The sequence below is a fragment of the Blautia hydrogenotrophica DSM 10507 genome, from assembly GCF_034356035.1.
Taxonomy (GTDB): Bacteria; Bacillota; Clostridia; order Lachnospirales; family Lachnospiraceae; genus Blautia_A; species Blautia_A hydrogenotrophica.
In genome coordinates this window covers 2,333,453-2,352,244 of the sequence record NZ_CP136423.1, presented here as the reverse complement: position 1 = coordinate 2,352,244, position 18,792 = coordinate 2,333,453, and the positions used below count along the sequence as shown (strand labels likewise).

At 40.2% G+C, this 18,792-nt stretch carries 24 protein-coding genes; 22 read left to right on the top strand and 2 right to left on the bottom strand.

The window, feature by feature from the left end; translation table 11 throughout:
- The first annotated feature begins 28 nt into the window (after window positions 1-28).
- From BLHYD_RS11090 to BLHYD_RS11075, 4 genes are read left to right on the top strand one after another with little or no spacing between them, the layout of a single operon-like run.
- Entirely contained in the window at window positions 29-649 is a 621-nt protein-coding gene (locus BLHYD_RS11090) for a hypothetical protein (protein ID WP_005948942.1), read from the top strand.
- Window positions 646-4,809, top strand: a complete 4,164-nt coding sequence (locus BLHYD_RS11085) for a hypothetical protein (protein WP_322141400.1) — start codon at window positions 646-648, stop codon at window positions 4,807-4,809. The genes BLHYD_RS11090 and BLHYD_RS11085 overlap by 4 nt, the downstream gene beginning before the upstream one ends.
- Window positions 4,802-5,314, top strand: a complete 513-nt coding sequence (locus BLHYD_RS11080) for a hypothetical protein (protein ID WP_322141399.1) — start codon at window positions 4,802-4,804, stop codon at window positions 5,312-5,314. Before BLHYD_RS11085 ends, BLHYD_RS11080 begins: the two co-directional genes overlap by 8 nt.
- Before the next feature lie 14 nt (window positions 5,315-5,328).
- On the top strand, window positions 5,329-7,188 hold the full coding sequence (locus BLHYD_RS11075) for a GH25 family lysozyme (protein WP_005951418.1): 1,860 nt from the start codon (window positions 5,329-5,331) through the stop codon (window positions 7,186-7,188).
- A gap of 306 nt (window positions 7,189-7,494) precedes the next feature.
- Here the strand turns inward: BLHYD_RS11075 and BLHYD_RS11070 are convergent, their stop codons facing one another.
- Window positions 7,495-8,157: a LexA family protein gene (locus BLHYD_RS11070; RefSeq protein ID WP_050769929.1), complete on the bottom strand. Its 663-nt coding sequence runs from the start codon at window positions 8,155-8,157 to the stop codon at window positions 7,495-7,497.
- A 144-nt stretch (window positions 8,158-8,301) separates the two neighbouring features.
- On the opposite strand from BLHYD_RS11070, the gene BLHYD_RS11065 reads away from it, so the two are divergent.
- Both BLHYD_RS11065 and BLHYD_RS11060 read left to right on the top strand, forming a co-directional pair.
- Entirely contained in the window at window positions 8,302-8,517 is a 216-nt protein-coding gene (locus tag BLHYD_RS11065) for a helix-turn-helix domain-containing protein (protein WP_005951422.1), read from the top strand.
- A 27-nt stretch (window positions 8,518-8,544) separates the two neighbouring features.
- Window positions 8,545-8,907 carry a hypothetical protein gene (locus tag BLHYD_RS11060; protein ID WP_005951424.1) on the top strand — a complete coding sequence of 121 codons (363 nt, stop codon included), beginning with the start codon at window positions 8,545-8,547 and terminating at the stop codon, window positions 8,905-8,907.
- Here BLHYD_RS11060 and BLHYD_RS11055 read toward each other — a convergent pair.
- Window positions 8,872-9,201 carry a hypothetical protein gene (locus BLHYD_RS11055; RefSeq protein WP_005951427.1) on the bottom strand — a complete coding sequence of 110 codons (330 nt, stop codon included), beginning with the start codon at window positions 9,199-9,201 and terminating at the stop codon, window positions 8,872-8,874. The genes BLHYD_RS11060 and BLHYD_RS11055 overlap by 36 nt on opposite strands.
- A gap of 46 nt (window positions 9,202-9,247) precedes the next feature.
- Here BLHYD_RS11055 and BLHYD_RS11050 point away from each other — a divergent pair, with 46 nt between their 5' ends.
- The 16 genes from BLHYD_RS11050 to BLHYD_RS10975 all read left to right on the top strand — a co-directional run bounded on the left by BLHYD_RS11050 (window position 9,248) and on the right by BLHYD_RS10975 (window position 18,751).
- Window positions 9,248-9,703, top strand: a complete 456-nt coding sequence (locus BLHYD_RS11050) for a BRO-N domain-containing protein (RefSeq protein WP_187361973.1) — start codon at window positions 9,248-9,250, stop codon at window positions 9,701-9,703.
- A gap of 119 nt (window positions 9,704-9,822) precedes the next feature.
- A complete protein-coding gene (locus BLHYD_RS11045; protein WP_005951433.1) occupies window positions 9,823-10,533 on the top strand; it encodes an ORF6C domain-containing protein in 711 nt (236 codons plus the stop codon).
- Window positions 10,534-10,661: 128 nt separating this feature from the next.
- A complete protein-coding gene (locus BLHYD_RS11040; protein ID WP_005951435.1) occupies window positions 10,662-10,877 on the top strand; it encodes a hypothetical protein in 216 nt (71 codons plus the stop codon).
- Between the two features lie 2 nt (window positions 10,878-10,879).
- Window positions 10,880-11,155 (top strand): hypothetical protein, encoded by a 276-nt coding sequence (locus tag BLHYD_RS11035; RefSeq protein WP_040350871.1) that lies wholly within the window; start codon window positions 10,880-10,882, stop codon window positions 11,153-11,155.
- Window positions 11,148-11,321 (top strand): hypothetical protein, encoded by a 174-nt coding sequence (locus BLHYD_RS11030; protein WP_005951439.1) that lies wholly within the window; start codon window positions 11,148-11,150, stop codon window positions 11,319-11,321. The genes BLHYD_RS11035 and BLHYD_RS11030 overlap by 8 nt, the downstream gene beginning before the upstream one ends.
- Window positions 11,322-11,669: 348 nt before the next feature.
- Window positions 11,670-12,287, top strand: a complete 618-nt coding sequence (locus BLHYD_RS11025; protein WP_005951443.1) for a single-stranded DNA-binding protein — start codon at window positions 11,670-11,672, stop codon at window positions 12,285-12,287.
- Complete coding sequence (locus tag BLHYD_RS11020) at window positions 12,268-14,334, top strand: coiled-coil domain-containing protein (protein ID WP_005951445.1); 2,067 nt, start codon at window positions 12,268-12,270, stop codon at window positions 14,332-14,334. Before BLHYD_RS11025 ends, BLHYD_RS11020 begins: the two co-directional genes overlap by 20 nt.
- Window positions 14,335-14,342: 8 nt before the next feature.
- Entirely contained in the window at window positions 14,343-14,504 is a 162-nt protein-coding gene (locus tag BLHYD_RS11015) for a hypothetical protein (RefSeq protein ID WP_155799591.1), read from the top strand.
- Between the two features lie 10 nt (window positions 14,505-14,514).
- A complete protein-coding gene (locus BLHYD_RS11010) occupies window positions 14,515-14,757 on the top strand; it encodes a hypothetical protein (protein ID WP_005951449.1) in 243 nt (80 codons plus the stop codon).
- Between the two features lie 406 nt (window positions 14,758-15,163).
- On the top strand, window positions 15,164-16,192 hold the full coding sequence (locus tag BLHYD_RS11005; protein WP_005951453.1) for a recombinase RecT: 1,029 nt from the start codon (window positions 15,164-15,166) through the stop codon (window positions 16,190-16,192).
- Between the two features lie 540 nt (window positions 16,193-16,732).
- Window positions 16,733-16,978 carry a hypothetical protein gene (locus BLHYD_RS11000; protein ID WP_040350872.1) on the top strand — a complete coding sequence of 82 codons (246 nt, stop codon included), beginning with the start codon at window positions 16,733-16,735 and terminating at the stop codon, window positions 16,976-16,978.
- 2 nt (window positions 16,979-16,980) lie between these two features.
- Window positions 16,981-17,253: a hypothetical protein gene (locus tag BLHYD_RS10995; RefSeq protein ID WP_005951459.1), complete on the top strand. Its 273-nt coding sequence runs from the start codon at window positions 16,981-16,983 to the stop codon at window positions 17,251-17,253.
- A 133-nt stretch (window positions 17,254-17,386) separates the two neighbouring features.
- Window positions 17,387-17,530 carry a hypothetical protein gene (locus BLHYD_RS10990; RefSeq protein WP_005951461.1) on the top strand — a complete coding sequence of 48 codons (144 nt, stop codon included), beginning with the start codon at window positions 17,387-17,389 and terminating at the stop codon, window positions 17,528-17,530.
- Window positions 17,527-18,054 (top strand): hypothetical protein, encoded by a 528-nt coding sequence (locus BLHYD_RS10985; protein WP_005951463.1) that lies wholly within the window; start codon window positions 17,527-17,529, stop codon window positions 18,052-18,054. The genes BLHYD_RS10990 and BLHYD_RS10985 overlap by 4 nt, the downstream gene beginning before the upstream one ends.
- Window positions 18,051-18,440: a YkgJ family cysteine cluster protein gene (locus BLHYD_RS10980; protein ID WP_005951465.1), complete on the top strand. Its 390-nt coding sequence runs from the start codon at window positions 18,051-18,053 to the stop codon at window positions 18,438-18,440. The genes BLHYD_RS10985 and BLHYD_RS10980 overlap by 4 nt, the downstream gene beginning before the upstream one ends.
- On the top strand, window positions 18,440-18,751 hold the full coding sequence (locus tag BLHYD_RS10975) for a hypothetical protein (RefSeq protein ID WP_005951466.1): 312 nt from the start codon (window positions 18,440-18,442) through the stop codon (window positions 18,749-18,751). The genes BLHYD_RS10980 and BLHYD_RS10975 overlap by 1 nt, the downstream gene beginning before the upstream one ends.
- Window positions 18,752-18,792 lie beyond the last annotated feature (41 nt).

The following is an 18,792-nucleotide window of genomic DNA, read 5'->3' as shown; positions in this document are numbered from 1 at the left end:
TTTTATTTTTTTTGAAAGGAGTGGTTAGATGCCAACCTTACGATTTGTTTTAAAGGGCCAATATATCACCCGGATAGATAGCCTGGCCCCAGTAGCAAAATCTCGGAATTATTTTTATGCACATTTCGATTTTCAGACACCGGAATGGACGGGTATTAAAACAGCGTTATTTACCCAAGGCAAGCAGACCAAAGCGGCAGTCTTGGACGACAACAACGAATGTTTAATTCCGTGGGAATTCTGGGACACAGACCGAGAATGTGTGGGAAGCGTATCTGTATTTTGTGAGGACTTGCGGACAGCAAACGAAGCGTTTGTCAGGATTTTAAAATCCGGCTACACCAAAAGCAGCACTTCCAACCCGCCGTCGCCGGATGTCTATGAACAATTAATTGGTATCGTAGAAGATACTAAGGAAATAGCGCAGGGTGTTCGGGACGATGCAGATGCAGGAAAGTTTACGGGACCACCAGGTCCGCAGGGGGAACAGGGGATTCCCGGCATTGTAATCCCAGCAAACGGAATGTTTGCCTTTCGAATTTTAGGGAATAATTTACACTTGATTTATAATTCCGCAGATAAGCCCCCAGCGGCATATATCAACGAACAAGGGCATTTAATTTTTGGAACGAAGGGAGACAGCACATGACAGAGCAGGAAATGAAGGATTTACTACAGGCGGGCGGAATCGAGCTTGCCGACCTGGGGCGTGTGGTTGGGCTGAACGCCTACGAGCTGGTAGTACAGCAGGGCTTTGAAGGGACGCTGGAAGAGTGGTTGGAATCCCTGAAATATGTGTCAAGCGAGGAATACAAGGAGCTTGTGGTACAGGTGGAAGCGGCGGCGGAAACCATAAAGGAAGCTTTGAAAAGCGCGGACGTTAAGGTACAGGAGCTTACAGATTTAATCACAAGCGGGTTAAAGAATATAAATGCCGCTGAGGCGGAAGCTTTGGAAACGGTTTCTAAGGCACAGATCACAGCAACAACAGCGGTAACACAGGCACAAACAACGGCAGAAAAGTCCATAGGGACAGAGTTAGGCAAAGCGCTGGAAAGCATTGCCGCCAAGCTGGCAGAAGCAACGTTGGAAGTACAAACGGCAGGAGAGAGCTGGAAGGAACAAATCAAAAGCACAGGTGCAGTGGCGCTGGATGCTATAAGTGATACGAAAGAGAATGTAATAAAGTCGGTAACAGACGCTGGCACGGAAGTTAAGTCAGAGATAGAATCTCAGACGGAAACCGCGAAAACAGAAATTGGGACCGCGAAAACAGAGGCAGTAAATGCGGTATCAAGTGCGGAGACTGGTGCAAAAGAAAGTATTGCAACTGCAAAAACAGAAGCTGTGCAGTCCGTGAACAGTGCAAAAGACAGTGCATTAAAAGAGATAGCGGAAGACACAAATATACAGCAGATACAGAAAAACACCGAAGACATAAGGAATAAACTAGACAAGAACCAGGGACAGGAAAATGCAGGGAAAGCTCTTGTTGTTGGGGAAGACGGAACAGTAAAGCCGGGGGAAATCCCAATCAAAGTAGATGATACTCTAAGCCAGACGGGGCAAGCTGCGGATGCGGAGAAGGTTGGAGCAAGACTGCATGAAATTGATGCTGTAAAATTACGAGGGCCAGTTGAGACAGTCAGCGGGGAAATTTTGCAGATTGAAAATCCATCAGAACAGCCGCCAGTAGGGATGAGAGTATATGGTAAGGCCGAACAGAATACAACGACAGGGGCACAGTTACTCAATGCACCAGATAAAACTAATAAAATATTTGGAGTAACCATGAGTGTTTCTGGGGGGATAGCATCTTTTAGTGGTACGTTGTCATCAAACAATGCAACATTCTGGTTCATTGGAAGTTATAATGGAACGGATGTAGTAATGACTTTGCCAGCCGGCAGATACTATCTACAGAACTGTTCCATGCAAACGCTGGGAAACAGTGCATTAAAAACAGGCGCGATAACCAGTGAGACAGAAATACAGATCACAGGTGTTGCGTATACTTACACAGATTCTTCACCAAAAACCATATACCCTATGATAAATGCTGGTTCTAAGGCTTTACCCTGGGAGCCTTACACCGGTGAGAAACCCTCTCCCAGCCCGGAGTATCCGCAGGAGATTGAGATTCCTGGGAGTGATAAAGAGATTAGAGTGGAATTAAAAGCGGCGAATCTGATACCACTCAATGAAAATGAAGAAAAAACACAATATGGTGTGACGTTCAAACAAAACGCGGACGGTTCTGTTACAATCAATGGACAAAATACAGGAGAAGCTAATTCTGTTTATAATCTAATTACGAATGATGCTTTATTGGCAAGACAGTTTGCCAAAATCGGAACGTTATATTTGAGCGGGAACAAGGCGGGGACGAACGTAACATTGCAATGCTGGAATTATGATGGAAATAACAGTGCGGTGAAAGATAATGGGGAAGGCATTTCCTTTGTTTTTACTAATGTTACAGCTCCTTATAATATTGCACTTGTTGTTCCGACAAATGAAATAGTAGATAATGTGACTATAAATCCGATGCTTAATGCAGGCACCACGGCCCTCCCTTGGGCGCCTTATAAGGACCAATCCCTCACCCTCTCCACTCCAAATGGTTTACCTGGAATCCCGGTAAAATCCGGCGGTAATTATACGGATGAGGATGGACAACAGTGGGTGTGCGATGAGATTGATTTTGTGAGAGGGAAATATATTCAGAGAATAGGAAAGACAAATTTTGTTGAGACGAGTTGGATTAGAAATAATTCCGGCCAATATTATACAAACAAAGATTTTGATAAGTATAAAATAGATAGCTTAGTGATATGCTCGCATATGTTGGGAAAAGACACGGGAGCATCAGAAAATACGATGTTTGTAAATAACAACGGGAACATCAGGCTAAACTATAAAAACACGACAGATACCATTGAATATATTGCGGATATCATGAACGACGCAGTCATGTATGGAATTCTTGCCGAACCTATAGAAACCGATCTTTCCCCAGAAGAAATCGCAGCTTACCGGGCATTAAAGTTGTACAATCCTGTAGTAAACGTCTTTACAGCGGAATCTCTCATGCCTGGAATAGAGGTTGATTATGTCCCTGAGACAGAACAATACATAGAAAAGTCCATCAATGAAAATACCCAGAAAGCCCCGGCGATTGTGGAGAAGGCAAGCGGGGAAATGCTGAATGTTACGGATAGCTCTGATCTGGGACTAAAAGGGCTGAAGGTGTTTGGAAAGGGTGAACAAGCGAAGACAACTGGGGCGCAGTTATTTCAACCAAAAAAAGAAAACTTAACAACTAATGATGGTTTGACGGGTGTGATAAATTCTGATGGAAGTGTCACTGTGACAGGGACACCTACCAAACGATATGCACAAGCCTATTTTGAAAATGTTTCAAGTTTCCCAGAAGGCAAATATTTCATATCAGGAGGAAGCCATGAAGTCAGTACATTAACCTTTCAGGTGGATATAACACGGCAGGATGATACTATAGAATATTTAAGAAACACTGCAATAGAATTTAAAGCGGATGATAAATTAAGAAGAGTTATGATTAAATATGATTCACCAGATTTACAGAAAACAAATTATACCATATATCCGATGCTTAACGTGGGCGAAACACAAGCTCCGTATGAACCTTACGCCGGCAATCAACCTAGTCCGAATCCTGATTATCCGCAGGAGATTAAGATTCCTGGGAGTGATGGGAGTTTAGAGGTTCGTGTATTTGGAGCGCAGTTGATTGCAAAAACATATGCATCAGCAACGATTAACGGGATAACATATACCGTTAATGATGACGGAAGTGTAACTGCAAATGGTAAGGCAACAAGCAATTCCTTTTTCCTTTTGTCAATGTTACCAAAGGCTAACGATGTTTTTCTAAGTGGAGGAAAAAGTGAAAGCATCTCGATAGTATATACAAATATGGTAAATAAAGGTTATAAGGACGTAGGTAATGGAATTTATATACCAAATCAATTTGACTATGAAAAATATTCTAATTCAAGAATCCAAATACAAATTACCGAAGGGACGACAGTAACAAATGAAATAATCCGTCCGATGCTAAACGCTGGTTCCACCGCTCTTCCATGGGAACCTTGCAAACTACAACCCCTCACCCTCTCCACTCCTAACGGTCTCCCAGGAATTCCGGTAGATTCAGGCGGCAATTATACAGATGAGAAGGGCCAGCAATGGATTTGTGATGAGGCGGATTTTGAGCGTGGAAAATATATCCAGAGAGTTATTAAAAAGGAAAATCCTGTTTTTGCTAAGAATGGTGATTATGCCGTAGAAGGAAGCGAATTGTATTTTTGTAGTATTCCAGAAATTTCAGAAACAAAAGAAATGGCTCTTCCTGGAACAGGGATATCTACATATATGCAGTATACAAATACTGTGCTTAATAGAAATGAAACTGGTTTTTATATTAGTTATGGCGGAATCTGGGCGAGAATAAAGGATGTTGGAGACCTTGATGCTTTCAACGCAAAACTTCAAGATGCTGTGTTCTACTTTACATATAAAGGGATACCTGAGACAGAAACTGATTTGTTGGAAAAACAACTGAAAGCTTATCGCGCCCTCCACACTAATTACCCAACCACGAACGTTTCTACAGATTCCACCCCGCAGGCAGGCTTAGAAATGGAGTATGTAGCAGATACCAAGTCTTACATCGACAAAAAATTCGAGGAACTGCAAAAAGCCCTGGTAAACACAAACACACAAGTATTAAACAAAGTAATTATGGAGGACATCGAACATGTATGAAATGATTAAAAGTATTATCATATCAGGAGATTTTAAGGTCACAGACATCACAAATAAGATTGATGTGCTCTGGGTCAACGGGGATTTGACGGACGAACAGCGTACAGAACTGCACCAGATGATTACCTCCCACCTGAACCCAGGGACAGAAGCCCCGGAAGAGGCAGAACTCTACAAACGTCTGGAAGGCAGAGCGGCAAAACTAGAAGAAGAGGTGAAAAAGCTAAAAGGGGAACCGGAACCAGAGCCGGGTGAGGTTACAGTACCGGCCTGGGAACCTTGGGACGGCATTGCCCAGGAATGGTATAGCTACGGAGATGTCGTGGAGCATAACACCAAATACTGGATTAACGCTTTAAAAGATATCATGAACACCTGGGAGCCTGGTACTATGGGAGTAGATGAACGATTCTGGAAAGAGATTACCAAAGAGCAAGCAGAAGGAATTTTAAAAGGCGAACTGGAAGCGGATGAGGTTATCGAACAGAAAGAACTTTTGATCTGACAGGAGGAAAAACGATGGCAAAAATAACAGGAATTGACGTATCTGAATGGCAGAAGTCCATTGACTGGGCTGCTGTAAAGTCTCAGATTGATTTTGTAATCCTACGGGAAGGGTACCGGAAAGCAGCGGATAAGTACTTTTTCCGAAATGTAGAGGGGTGCAAAAATAACCAGGTACCCATCCATGGCGTGTACCATCTCCTATACGCTTTAAATAACCAGGATGTGATCGCAGAGGCGGAAAGCTGTCTAGCTAACATCGAAAAGGCGGGGCTGCCGAAAACTATCTATGTATGGGCGGACTTTGAGTATGACACCGTCTCCAACGCAGCCAAAAAAGGAGTGAATCTTGGCCCCAATGAGTGCAATCTGTTTACCCAGACATTTTGCGATTTCTTCAAAAAAAGAGGTTACAACACTGGTATTTACACTAATGGGGACTACTATACAAACTGGTATCGCCAAGATGTCCTGAACAAATATCCGCTGTGGCTGGCGGATTACACGGGCGGGCCGGATTACCCTTGCCTCTATCAACAGTATACCAGTAGTGGGAGGGTTGCAGGAATCCAAGGCAACGTGGACATGAACTATTATTACGGCGAAAAGGAGGAAACGAACGTGGCGGAAGACTTGTGGAGTAAAACAGCGGAATTGATGGCGGCGGAGTCTGGATATCTGGAAAAAGCATCGGAAAGTAATTTAGACAGCAAGACCGGCAACGCTGGCTATGGGAATTATACCAAGTATGCCCGGGATGTAAATGCCTGGGGACAGCCTGGATGCCAGGGGCAGCCGTGGTGCGCCGTGTACCAGTTCTGGATTTGTGTAAAAATCTTTGGTCTGTCCAGGGCTTTAGAGATTATGGGAGGCGGTTTCTACAACTGCAACAGTATCAAAAACCATGCAAAATCCAAAAGAACCTGGCATAGCGAGCCAAAGCTTGGAGCACTGGTAATCTTCCGTAACGGAGCCCACATCGGCAGGGTGACGAAAGTTACTTCCACTCAAATTTACACCAACGAAGGGAATACCTCAAAAGGTGGGTTGAATAACGTAGAGGCAAACGGAGGCTGTGTGGCCGACAAAGTCTACACCCGGAATTATTCGGGGATTGATGGCTATGTATGGATTGATTATATTGTAACATCTGGCAGCTCCGAAACACCGACTAAGGATTTCCTATGCGAAGGAGACCAGGGAGAGGCGGTGAGAGTCTACCAAAAGAATCTGATCTCGATTGGTTATGATTGCGGAAAGAACGGAGCGGATGGGGACTTCGGTCCAGCTACCAAGGAAGCAACCCAGGAGTTTCAGGGCGACTATGGCCTGGTACAGGACGGAAATGCGGGACCTGCAACGCAAGCGAAGCTGGATGCAGAGATAAAGAAGATAGGACAGACACAAAAAGGGTTTGCCAGATTTGTAGGCGAAGTACAGAATACTTGTGTGGTCCATGAGGCTGCCAAGAAAGCCTCTCCTGCGATTATGGGATATCCGAAATTGTCCAAAGGAAACCTGGTGGATGTCTTAGGCCGTTATGGTTATCAAAGCGGCTGGTACAAGGTCTGCGTTGCGGATGAGCATATCGGTTATGTCTGGGCGGACAGCGTCAAGCCCGTGGATGCAGAGAGCTATAAAGATAACCTCACAGAGCAGGGCTTTGTTCGGTTTGTGGGCGAGGTGCAGAAGACCTGTGTGGTTCACCTGAAGCCGAAGAAGGCCTCGGATGCGATTACTGGGTGGCCGAAGCTTGTCAAAGGAAATCGTGTGGATATCCTGGGCCGGGATGGTTATGAGGACAACTGGTACAAGGTCTGTGTGGCCGATCAGTACATAGGGTATGCTTGGGCTGATAGCATTAAAAGGGTGTAGATGATAGTCGATATATGTCGATATTTTTTTATGAATATAATGCCAAAATATGGTAAAATAAGAATGTGTCGTTACGGACGTATTTTTTGAGGACTGTACCGACGTTTAAACATTGCCAAAGAGCTGCGTCGGATTTAAGTCACATAATCACACAAGCCCCTGTTTTTATAGGGGCTTTGAATCTTAATAATTTTTTGTTACAATATAGATGCTTTCGTTTTTTTTCAGCTTTTATACGAAAACCGCCCCTCATAAATTTAAGGGGGCGGTTTTTATAATCAAATAAACTAGAATTTTAAGTTAAAATCACTTCACATCGCTTTGAAAAGCAACTGCTTTACCCAAAATATAGACATTTTTTTGACATTCTTTTGTGAATACCATGGGTGCATATATTGGGTTTTCAGAGATCAGCGTAACAGTTTGAGTAATTTCATCTCTATAGAATCGTTTTAAAGTTGCCTCATCATCAATAGCAACGGCGGCAATTTCTCCGTTTTCCACTTCTGGCTGGCTTCTAATGAATACAATATCTCCATCCATAATTCTGGCATTGACCATGGAATCCCCCTTTGCTTTTAAGCAAAAGTCGGCTTTCACGTTAGAGCCGATCATGGTATAATTATCTCTATTTTCGTCCATAAATATAGGTTTTCCACAGGCTATTTCTCCGAGCATCGGAAGTTTGTGAGTGGTGATCGGGAAGATATTGGAAATGTGTAGTGAATCATCTTTGTTTTTATCTTCCAACAAGTCTGATTTCAATACTCCGAAGTAATCTGCCAACGCCTGTACTTTTCCCATTTTTGGCATTACCTTTCCCACACACCATGTATTAAAAGTAGTCGGTGGAAATCCTAAATCTTTTGCGACTTCATTCTGCTGTTTGTTACTTTTACTTATATAGAAATTTAGATTCTTTGCGAATATTCTTTTTTGTAAGTTATCATTCGGTGCGCTTTTTTTCATAAAAACCGTCCTTTCTTTCATTTTCGATATGGATATAATATCATAAAATCCGAAATAATTCAATTAAAATCCGAAAAAATTAAATTTTATATTGACAATCCGAAAATATAGGATTATACTGTATCCACAGAAAGGAGGTACAGTATGTTGAATAACACAATTCCGAGAATTTGCATAGCTGCATGTAGAGTAAATGCAGGTCTTAGCCAGAGAGAATTTGCTGAGAAAATAGGAGTTTCGCTTGCGACAATTACAAATTGGGAAAGTGGTAAAACTGAGCCTGATTTAAGTGAGTTACGAGCAATCAGCAATCTTTCAGGTATCCCTATGGACTTTATTTTTGTGCAAAGAGAATCCTAAAAAATAGGATTAAAAGGAGAAGAACTATTGCAATACCAAAAAGAAATAGCAGAGAAGTATTCAAAAGAAGAAATCTGCGAAATGCTTGACAACGTAAATGGATGGAGATGGGATGACAGGTTGGGAGAAAAGCCTTGTGAGGATTTTGATGACTTGCCAAGGTACAACATTCATTGGTGGCATAAGCTGATGAAAAGAAGAACAAAGAAACAGTATTTGCAACAAGTCCAATGGAATTTGCAGTCTTGTCTAACGGCAAAAGAATATTACCATCACCTCCACACTAAAAATCTCGGTTGCAGCGAAGAAAAATTTGAAGCATGGTGGAGAAGATGCCATATGGACGAAAAATTCTTAGGCTGCTACAAAGAGAGCAATGATGGCAACTAGGGTAGTAATACAGTATGGTATCAAGAACTGCCAGAACTTTTCTTGCTTATCATCTACATAACCTTGCCCGTTAAGGTTGATTTCGTATCCGTCATATATATCGGAATTAAAATCCCCTTTCACGCCAGACGAATGCGGCTGGATATAGCCAAGAGTACATAAATGTTGCGTGTATTCATTGATCTCATGTTCAAAGTTGGTATTTGTTTTAAGAACACCGTTGATTTCAGAATAGGTTAAAAAAGGAACTTTGGATAATTTTTTAAGTAGCTTATAAGATTTTTTATCTAACATGGAAAATACCTCCTATGAGGTGATTATATCAGAAAGAGGTGAGAAAGTGAATGAGTTACAGATTTTAAATATTGGTGGCGTTGAGTGCTATGAGAAAGATGGAACGGCTTATTTAAAGCTGGAGGCGGTAGCAAGGGGGCTTGGATTTACTTTTATTGCTAAAAGCGGTAACGAGGTTGTTCGATGGAATGTGGTTCATGGATATTTGAAAGATTTGGGCGTTGCAACTTCCCGCAACGGCTCTTGTTATCAGGAAGATTGCCCCGAATTTATTCCAGAAAACATATTCTACCGCCTTGCAATGAAAGCTAAAAATGAAGTTTCGGAGAAATTCCAAGCTAAGGTCGCTGATGAAATTATCCCATCAATACGGAAGACCGGCGGTTATCAGATACAGAATATGTCAAAGGAATTGAAGGCCATCCTGATGCTAGACCAGAAACAGGTAGAAGCAGACGAGAGGCTTACAAAATTGGAAAACGCCATGAAAGAAGTTATTTAGAACCATGTGCCACAAGGCAAAGAACTTTTGGCTCTAGCAGTTCTGGAGGTTCAAAAGACTATTCAGGAGTTACTCAAGAGAAAAGAGATTATTAAATTAAGGAAGAAAGGGGAAAGAGAATGGGAGAGTTACAGAAAATTGGAAATCATGAGATTTCAGTAAAAACATACAAGGGGAAAAGGGTTGTCACATTTAAAGATATTGATACGGTCCATGAAAGACCAGATGGAACAGCGAATAAAAGATTCCTCGATAACAAAAAACGTTTCATAAAAGGAGAGGATTATTTTATTGTAAGCAATTCCGAAATTCGGAAAAGCCACATAATAGCTATATCCGACAGCGATTTTATGGACAAGGTGTTCATAACTGAATCAGGTTATCTTATGCTTGTCAAGTCCTTCACCGATGATTTGGCGTGGACGGTTCAAAGGCAGCTTGTCGATTCGTATTTCAGGGTGAATAGGAGAATGACACCGGAGGAAATGATGAGGGTTCAGCTTGGAATGTTAGACGGGCATGAAGAAAGAATTTCCAGATTGGAAAACACCATGAATATTGATTATGGACAACAAAGGGTTCTCGAAAAGGAAGTCGCAGCAGTTGTTATTGAATCACTTGGAGGTAAGGACAGTACTGCATACCACGAAATCAGCAAGAAAGTATTTTCTGAATGCAATCGGGACGTGAAAGATTACTTCCATGTCAATTCTAGGAATAACATTCCTCGATTACGATTTGATGATGCGGTTGACTACATACGGAATTGGACACCATGCAGCAATACGAGAATGGCAATTAAGGAATGTAATGCGAAAATTAATATATAAAGATGGGGCTACCTGTCTAGACCACAGATAACCCCGTGACTACAGTAAACAGCGCTTACCATAGTCAAGAGTATATTACCATAGTCCTCTTGATTTTGGCAAGAACAAATTCAAGGAGGATATTTTTTATGAAGAAAAAAGAAAATCATTCCATTAATACATGGAAACAGTGGGAAGAAAAATATGTGAAAGATCGAAAGCTGACCACAGAAACACTTGCGGATGCCGGACGTCTTATTAGAACTAAGAACTTTATTATTACGTGTCTAACTATAGCCATAGTCTTTATGGCCCTGACTATTGGACTCTTAAATAAAGCGGAAAAGAAAATGGAGGAATGGTAAAAATGATTGAAGTAGTAAAAGTATTAAGCGTTAAAGAAAAATGCGAAATCATGTGCCACATCGAAAGAAAAGTAAAAAGTATATCTGGTATTGCCGATTCTACCGAAGAAGAAAAGGTATATGAAGATGTATACAATATGGCCATGCGCGAATCAGGAGCTTTTGGACTTGAATATGCAAGACCGGAATTTTTATACGCTATCCATGAAGCAATAGATACATATGCGCTTCCAGCATGGTTGAAAAATAATGAACAAAGGAGAAAAGAATATGCCTAAAACAATAGCACAGTTAGCAATTATGAATTGGATTGAAAATCATTTTGGAATCTGCAACCTCGATATCAAATTTACAGATTCCAGAGAAGCTTTTGTAACAGATAGCAACGGAGATACCTTAATACTTAAATATGATAGCGACACTAGGAATGTATATGCAATCTGAAATAAAAGTTTCTTCCTATTATATAGCAGAAAATATAAAAGCGGGGATACCGATGTGACAGATCAGTAACCCCGGCCACAGTAAGATGGACTTACTATAATCATAAATATTGTAGTTTATCTTTCGGTTTTTAGCAAGAGAAACTTAATTGACAAAAAGGAAACTGGAAAATGAAATTTATATACTTTCTTGTGATGTTATCACAAATAGGAATTTGGGTAATGATCTTTATAACTTTGTGGGTATTTACACAATTAGACATTGTTGATATAGCTCTCATTAATATTGCGATATCAAGTGTGTTTGGAGTAATGGCATTAATCAAAATTGACAAAAGTGGAGAGAAAAATGGAAATTAACAAAGTAATCGTTGCAGGAAAATTGCAAAAAGAATTTGAATACGATCATACAGCTTATGGGGAAAGATTCTACAAAAATGTCATTTTAACCAGGAGAAAAAGCGGAATATATGATGAAGTCCCCATATTAATAACAGAAAAATTAGTTAACGCAAAGGAAGACTACCAAAATGCATCCGCACTAATATATGGAGATTTACGTTCTTATAACTTACTCGATACAAAAGGAAAACATTTAATTGTAAAAGCATTTGTAAAAGAGCTATGCCTTTCAGAAAAGGATATCCAAGAAAACGAAGTGATTATAACTGGATATATAGGTAAAAAACCAGTATATCGTGAAACACCGAAAGGAAAATTCATTACAGATATTTTCCTTATTGTTCCGAGAACCGAAAAAAGAACATCTTGTATTCCTTGCATTTGCTGGGGAGATACTGCTCACTGTGCGAGTATGCTGGGAGTCGGAAGTAAGTTACGTGTTTATGGAAGAATTCAAAGCAGGCAGTATGTAAAAAAAATCCCTGATGAAAACATGAAAGTTATGACAACCTATGAAGTTTCAATTAGAAAAATGGAGGCAATCAATGAAAACAGTAATTCTTAAATCAATCTTATTAGAAAACTATAAATCCTTTTCCAGTTCACTTCCGGGAAGAAAAGATTTTTCTTGTGAGTTTGGGAAAAGGACAAAGATTTCTGGGAGAAACCGAGAGGGGAAGTCAACAGTTAAAGATGCTTTTTTCGATGTTCTTACATCGAAGTTAGCGGATGGTTCACAACCGGATGCAAAAGTTCGGCCACATACAAAAGACGGAATTGACATTGATCGGGTTGATATTATCCGAGACCTGGAACTTGAAATTGACGGAAAGCCGGTGACAGTTACAAAGAAAACGGCGCAAAAGTGGAGAAAGCCAAGAGGACAGTCGGAGGCAGTATTTGACGGAAACATCACTACATACACCATTGATGGATTTGAAGCAAAACAGAAAGATTACCAGAAATGGCAGGAATCCATTGCGGATCCGGATATTTTGCTGATGTGTTCCAATGCCAGACCATTCCTGAATATGGTGCAAAAATCTACAGCAGAAGCAAGAAAACTACTGGAATGGATTTCTGGATTTAAGATAGAAGATTTTGTTACTCAAAATCCAGAGTACACGCACATTGAGAATATTACAAAAGGACACGCCATTGAGGATGTTCTGAAACAGTTAAGAAAAAATCTGACAGCGCAGAAGAAGGTGGCGGAAACCGTTAGGACACAACTTACCTATGAAAAGAACCGTGGCGCTTTCGGTGAGATTGAAATTTCAGATTTGGAACTTGCGATTGCGGATTTAAACCACCAGATTGAAGAACTGGACAAGCAGGAAGTAATTCTTGATGAGGCGATTAAGTCATATGATGAAAAGTCCAAAAACGTTCTGGATTTGAAGTTTGAACAGTCTGAAATCGTTCGTAAAGCGAATGAGGGAATTGTGGCGCAGAGAAAAGAGATTGAGGGTGATATTTTCTCTTTGAAGCAGGAGAAAAAGTCTGCGGAAAATGATTTACGTATGGCTGAAATGGATTTAAAACACGCTACAATGGCGATTGAAAGACATGAGACAGAACTTACGAGAATGCAGGAAGATTATTCAAGGCTATCTGTATACGAATTTGATGATTCTGAAATCAAAATCATTGAAGGGGAAATTTTTGATGAAAATTCTCTTATTTGTCCGACTTGTGGACAGAAATTGCCTGAAGAACAAGCAGAAAAAATTAGAGCAGAATTTGAAGAGAAGAAAAAACTTCGGATAGAAGGAATAAAAAGTACAAAGCAAAATGCTTATGAAATCAGAGATAAGGAACTTGAAAATGTTATTGTAGCGGGAAATAGAGCTAGCACGAACCTAAATGGAGCCAAAGAAACAAAGGAAGAATCAGAGCAGAAGATTTCTAATTGCAAAAAGGCAATCGCTGATTTTGCTATGCAGATTCAGACAGAATCAAAGAAATTATCGGAAATCCCGGAATCGGTTGATTTATCTGACAATGTTGAGTATCAGAAAGTCACAGCAGAGATTGGAATGGCAGAGGAGGCTCTAAAACAAATGAACAACGGCTCCGAGGAAAGGTTTATTTTAAGAAATAAGCGTAACGGTCTTCTGAACGAGATTTCCGACAAGAAATCCCTTATCAAGAAGCAGATTTCTGATGAGGTAGAAAAGGAATGCAGAGTTTCGGAGTTGGAAGAAAAGCTCAAAGCGGAAAATCAGAGAGTGGCCGATATTGAGAAAGATATTGATACCTTAAAGAATTTCTCCATTAAGAAGAATGAAGCGCTGGCGGCAGCCGTGAATCCGCATTTTAGACATTTTCAGTTTAACTTTCTTGAATTTACGCAGGAGGGGAATCCGGTTGAAACGCTTCGGCTTATGGTAGAAGGAACGGATTATTTTTCTGGCTTAAACGGTGGCGATCAGCGACTTGTAGAATTGGATTTGTGCCGAGGCTTGCAGGAAATCAATAACTTGTGTCTGCCGATTTGGCTAGACGAAAGCAACACGATTGACCCGGAACGGATTCCGCAGGATTTGGAACAGCAGTTGATTTGTTTGGAAAGAGCGAATTGTAGTTTGAAAGTGGAGGTAATGGAGTAATGCAGGGAATGGAAACATTAACAAAGAAAGACCTGATAGATTTTGTAAATGAAAAGTTTTCAGATAAGCGAGACAATGACCCAGTGGCTACTTTCTTCTATTGCTCATATGGTCATGAGGCTATACAGCAGCAGTGTATTTTGTTCAGAGAGCCAGTAGAAAACAAATAAGGAGAAAATTATGAGAGTTTGGATTACCAAATATGCGCTGACAACAGGGATTTTTGAAATGGAAGTTGAATCACAATCAGAAGACGGAACTGGAGTGTATGGGAAAGCGTGGAGTGACTGCTATCATGGCGAAGGAAAAGAATGGCACAGAACAAAAGAAGCTGCCCTCGTTAGAGCTGAGAAAATGCGCCAGAAGAAAATCGCCAGTTTGAAAAAGCAGATTGAGAAGTTAGAAAGGATGAAGTTTGAGTGATGGGACAGTTTGACGGACTTATCTGAATTTTACTCGAAAAAACAGTATAACTTTCTAATGACATATGACAGTTATTGCTCTGAAATGGCAAAAAAATCTATGTAGAACAAGAAAAGGGTAGATATGGATTGTCGAGAAATTGAGGGCAGAATATCAAAAATAAGAAAGCGAGGAAAAGTAATATGGCAAATTTAGAGTATCGCAGGACGCAGATTATGTAATGGGACATTTAAGGTACGGCCATCGAGAAGGAATAATCAAAGCCGAATCGAAAGAGGATGCGTTGAACAAATTGGAAAATGAGGGGTACACAGATCACCTTGACTTTGTTTTGGATGACTATTCCTGTGAAGATACGGAATATGGTGATAACGAATTTGAAATTGAAGAAGTGGAGGAATAGAAAATGGCAGAGAACAAAAACACACAGGTAGTAGCACAGCAAAAACCGGTAAAAGTAGGTATCACAGGATATTTGAGCAATGAAAAAGTAAAAGAACAGATTGTGAATGTAGTGGGAGAAAAAAACGCTACACGCTTTATTTCTTCTGTCGTATCGGCGGTACAAACTAATGCAAACTTACAAAAATGTACAAATGCAAGTATCTTTTCGGCGGCGCTTTTAGGGGAATCATTGCAGCTTACACCAAGTCCGCAGTTGGGGCAATTTTATATGGTTCCGTATGAAAATAACAAAATGGTTACAGACCCCAAAACAGGACGCGAAACAAAAGTGAAAGTGAATGAAGCTCAATTTCAGATTGGATATAAAGGATATATCCAGCTTGCCATTAGAAGCGGACAATATCGAAAAATAGTTGTATCTGATGTAAAGGACGGAGAAGTTGGATTTTTTAATCCTATTACAGAAGAATTCGGAATGAACCCAGTTCTGGATATGGAAAAAAGACAAGAACTTCCGGTTGTTGGATATTATGGGATGTTTGAACTGACAAATGGTTTTCGGAAGGAACTGTATTGGCCGAAGGAGCAGATGGAAAAACATGCAAAGACATATTCAAAAGGATATGCAAGCGATTTAAGGAAAAATACATCTTATACATTCTGGACAAAAAATTTCGACGCTATGGCGAAGAAAACTTTGATTCGCCAACTTATCAGTAAGTGGGGAATCATGAGTATTGAAATGCAGAGAGCGTATGAAGCCGATATGGGTGTTCTGGATGAAGATGGAACAGTTCGATACGTGGATAATGATTCAGATATTGTTGCAGAAGTTGAAGCAGAAATTAGCGAAAACTCCAACAAAGAAGAATTTGTAATTGAATCCCCGGCCCAAATTGAGGAAAAGGCAGAACCGAAAACGGTTGCTGATGTAGTCGGACAGCAGAAGGGGAAAGAACCGGTTAAGGTGGAGAAGAAAGAGCAGAAGCAGGACATTCCGGCGTTTATGAAAATGAAAAATATGGAGTAGCGATATGGAAATTTTAAAATTAGTTATTTTTATTTTATGGGCGATAGCGTTTATTGCTTGGATAGTTAGCTTCGTTCTGAATCTAATTTACAAGGATAAAACAGAGATAATGTCTATATGCGTAATAATTATGCTTAGTTTGGCTTTGGTAAATGTGATTATTTAATATTTTCGGCGGCTGAAAGTTTGGAGTAAAGGAGAAAGGCAACAGATATTTGATAATCGACAGGTGCGGAGATAGTGAGCCTGAAGCGGTATCTTATGAACAAAGCCCGTAATTCACTCTACATACAGAAATAAATCACAGGTACGGCTTAAAGTACACCATTGATGTCAGGGATTTGTCGTGGGAAAAAGCAGAAATGCGCCCAACCCTATAATACGGTTTTATAGTAACCAAGGATTTTACGAATGGCTGTATGCAACTTAATTATATTTATGAAATGCTTCAACTATCAAATAAATGTTGCCGAGTAACCGGAGTAGCCAATAAGTGAACGTGCTTTAGATATGGTTATGCCGGGATTTGAAAGGAGAAATATGTATACTGTAAGATTCAGAGCCACGCAACGAGATTTAAGAACCGACAGGATTATGAAGGCGGTGGCAAAAGTTGAAAATATTGGTTTTGCAGTGGTTATATCATTTAACACAGAACAGGAACCGACATTGGAATATCTTAATAAGATGGCAAAGGAAATTGAAAATTTGCCGCCAGTAAATTGCAAGTATTTCAGCAATGTTAGACCCATAACGGGAATGAGAAAAATAGTAGGAGGAAATTAGTAATGGCGAGATACAGAAAGAAACCAGTTGTAATTGAAGCATTTCAATATGATGGAGATATGATAGATTCTTTTGGTCAACCGTATGTTCCAGAATGGGCGATCACTGCAACGAATGATAACATCATGTATTATGATGGTCCTGAACTTTTTATCCGCACACTTGAGGGAGACCATCATGTGACGGTGGGAGATTATGTTATCAAGGGAGTGAACGGAGAACTCTATCCATGTAAACCCGATATTTTTGAAAAGACATATGAGTTGGTGGAGTAATAGTAAAGAAAATCATAAAAATAGATTTATTTGATTTCTGGTATTCGGTAAATGTCAGAAGAAATTATGACAGTTGGGAGGATGATGAAGAGCGAAAAATTATGAATTATTAGACATCCCGGGAAGGGCAGAAGTGATAGATGAACAGGCAGTGGGCATGTTACTCTATCATATTTCAAAAGAAGTAAGAAGTCAGTGGATAGAAGGTCACATTGAGCATTATATCGGTTTGTACCGTAACATGAAAGACTGGCTGAATAGTGAGGTGAAAATATGAACGATTGGAATTATGATATTGATTCTTGCCCACTTGATACAAAAGTAAGGTTATTATCCGCTGATAATTGTTTTTTGCTTCCGCAGATGGAGTTTGTCGGAACACTTACTGATAATGGAAGATTTATAACAAGAGGAAAATGCTATGAAGGCGATCCGGATTATTTCTATAGGTCAGCTATTGTAGCATGGAAACCATATGAAGAATCGGTTGTTGGTAGAAAGATGACAAGAGAAGAAGCAAGAGCGCTGGAATTGACGTGTGAGAAACTTCTATTTGATGCCACAGGGGAAAACTGTAGTGTATCAATGGCTCTGTCAGGGCATTTAAGAATCCAATTCGGCGAGAATAACATGACAATTTCAAAGCATGATTTGTTCACTGTTGAATGGATGAATTACAACGGGGATTTTACGGTTTTGCTTGATGAGATTGATGTTATCCAGAAAACAATACAAGAAAATAACAAATTGTTCAAAAGGCTTATGTGGTCTTATGAGCATATAAGGGAGTTGGGAGAATGATCGGCACAATCGAACAAATGATTAAGGATATGGAACATGGTGTTTATGACTTCACAAAAGACGGGAAGTGCAGTCAGTGTGGACAATGCTGTTCAAACTTTCTTCCTATGTCAGAAAAGGGATTAAAGGAAATTAAGCGGTACGTCAAGAAACATCATATTAAACCACAGAAACATTTAATGCCAACGGTTGAGCCTACCATTGACATGACCTGTCCTCTGCGGAATGACGCAGAACGGAAATGTATGGCTTATGAAGTAAGGCCGCAGATTTGTAGAAGTTTTCTGTGTTCTAATCCTAGAAATGGTATATGGGCGACGAAGCGGGAGTTCCATGCGAGGTATCGTGTAGTAGATTTGAGAAAGGAAATTTGGGAGGAATCATAATGGACGCTGTAAGAGCGGATGTAGAGAAGTTGGTAGAAAAGGAACTGAAATCAGCAAATCAGAAATTTCCGATGTTCCGGTCAGACCATGAGGGTGCAGCGGTGATTTTTGAGGAAATTGAAGAATGCAAACAGGAGATGGAAAACTTAGAAATACAGTTTGAAGCCTTGTGGAGTCGTGTTAAATCTGACAATAAGATGTCCGTAATTATATCGGGCAGATTAAAACTCATGGCTATCAATCTTGCCTGTGAAGTAATCCAAGTAGCAGCTATGTCGCAGAAGTTCATCGACAGCCAGAAAGAGAGATGAGGGAATCATGAATAAGAGAAATGGACTACCGGGAGCGGATG

Coding starts and splice junctions, on each gene's coding strand:
- BLHYD_RS11080 (WP_322141399.1), top strand. CDS start 4,802: ATGTATGAAATGATTAAAAGTATTATCATATCAGGAGATTTTAAGGTC.
- BLHYD_RS11045 (WP_005951433.1), top strand. CDS start 9,823: ATGGGAGAGTTACAGAAAATTGGAAATCATGAGATTTCAGTAAAAACA.
- BLHYD_RS11085 (WP_322141400.1), top strand. CDS start 646: ATGACAGAGCAGGAAATGAAGGATTTACTACAGGCGGGCGGAATCGAG.
- BLHYD_RS11070 (WP_050769929.1), bottom strand. CDS start 8,157: ATGAAAAAAAGCGCACCGAATGATAACTTACAAAAAAGAATATTCGCA.
- BLHYD_RS11075 (WP_005951418.1), top strand. CDS start 5,329: ATGGCAAAAATAACAGGAATTGACGTATCTGAATGGCAGAAGTCCATT.
- BLHYD_RS11030 (WP_005951439.1), top strand. CDS start 11,148: ATGCCTAAAACAATAGCACAGTTAGCAATTATGAATTGGATTGAAAAT.
- BLHYD_RS11090 (WP_005948942.1), top strand. CDS start 29: ATGCCAACCTTACGATTTGTTTTAAAGGGCCAATATATCACCCGGATA.
- BLHYD_RS11005 (WP_005951453.1), top strand. CDS start 15,164: ATGGCAGAGAACAAAAACACACAGGTAGTAGCACAGCAAAAACCGGTA.
- BLHYD_RS11010 (WP_005951449.1), top strand. CDS start 14,515: ATGAGAGTTTGGATTACCAAATATGCGCTGACAACAGGGATTTTTGAA.
- BLHYD_RS11055 (WP_005951427.1), bottom strand. CDS start 9,201: ATGTTAGATAAAAAATCTTATAAGCTACTTAAAAAATTATCCAAAGTT.
- BLHYD_RS11015 (WP_155799591.1), top strand. CDS start 14,343: ATGGAAACATTAACAAAGAAAGACCTGATAGATTTTGTAAATGAAAAG.
- BLHYD_RS10980 (WP_005951465.1), top strand. CDS start 18,051: ATGATCGGCACAATCGAACAAATGATTAAGGATATGGAACATGGTGTT.
- BLHYD_RS11040 (WP_005951435.1), top strand. CDS start 10,662: ATGAAGAAAAAAGAAAATCATTCCATTAATACATGGAAACAGTGGGAA.
- BLHYD_RS10995 (WP_005951459.1), top strand. CDS start 16,981: ATGGCGAGATACAGAAAGAAACCAGTTGTAATTGAAGCATTTCAATAT.
- BLHYD_RS10975 (WP_005951466.1), top strand. CDS start 18,440: ATGGACGCTGTAAGAGCGGATGTAGAGAAGTTGGTAGAAAAGGAACTG.
- BLHYD_RS11025 (WP_005951443.1), top strand. CDS start 11,670: ATGGAAATTAACAAAGTAATCGTTGCAGGAAAATTGCAAAAAGAATTT.
- BLHYD_RS11020 (WP_005951445.1), top strand. CDS start 12,268: ATGAAAACAGTAATTCTTAAATCAATCTTATTAGAAAACTATAAATCC.
- BLHYD_RS11065 (WP_005951422.1), top strand. CDS start 8,302: ATGTTGAATAACACAATTCCGAGAATTTGCATAGCTGCATGTAGAGTA.
- BLHYD_RS10985 (WP_005951463.1), top strand. CDS start 17,527: ATGAACGATTGGAATTATGATATTGATTCTTGCCCACTTGATACAAAA.
- BLHYD_RS11000 (WP_040350872.1), top strand. CDS start 16,733: ATGTATACTGTAAGATTCAGAGCCACGCAACGAGATTTAAGAACCGAC.
- BLHYD_RS11035 (WP_040350871.1), top strand. CDS start 10,880: ATGATTGAAGTAGTAAAAGTATTAAGCGTTAAAGAAAAATGCGAAATC.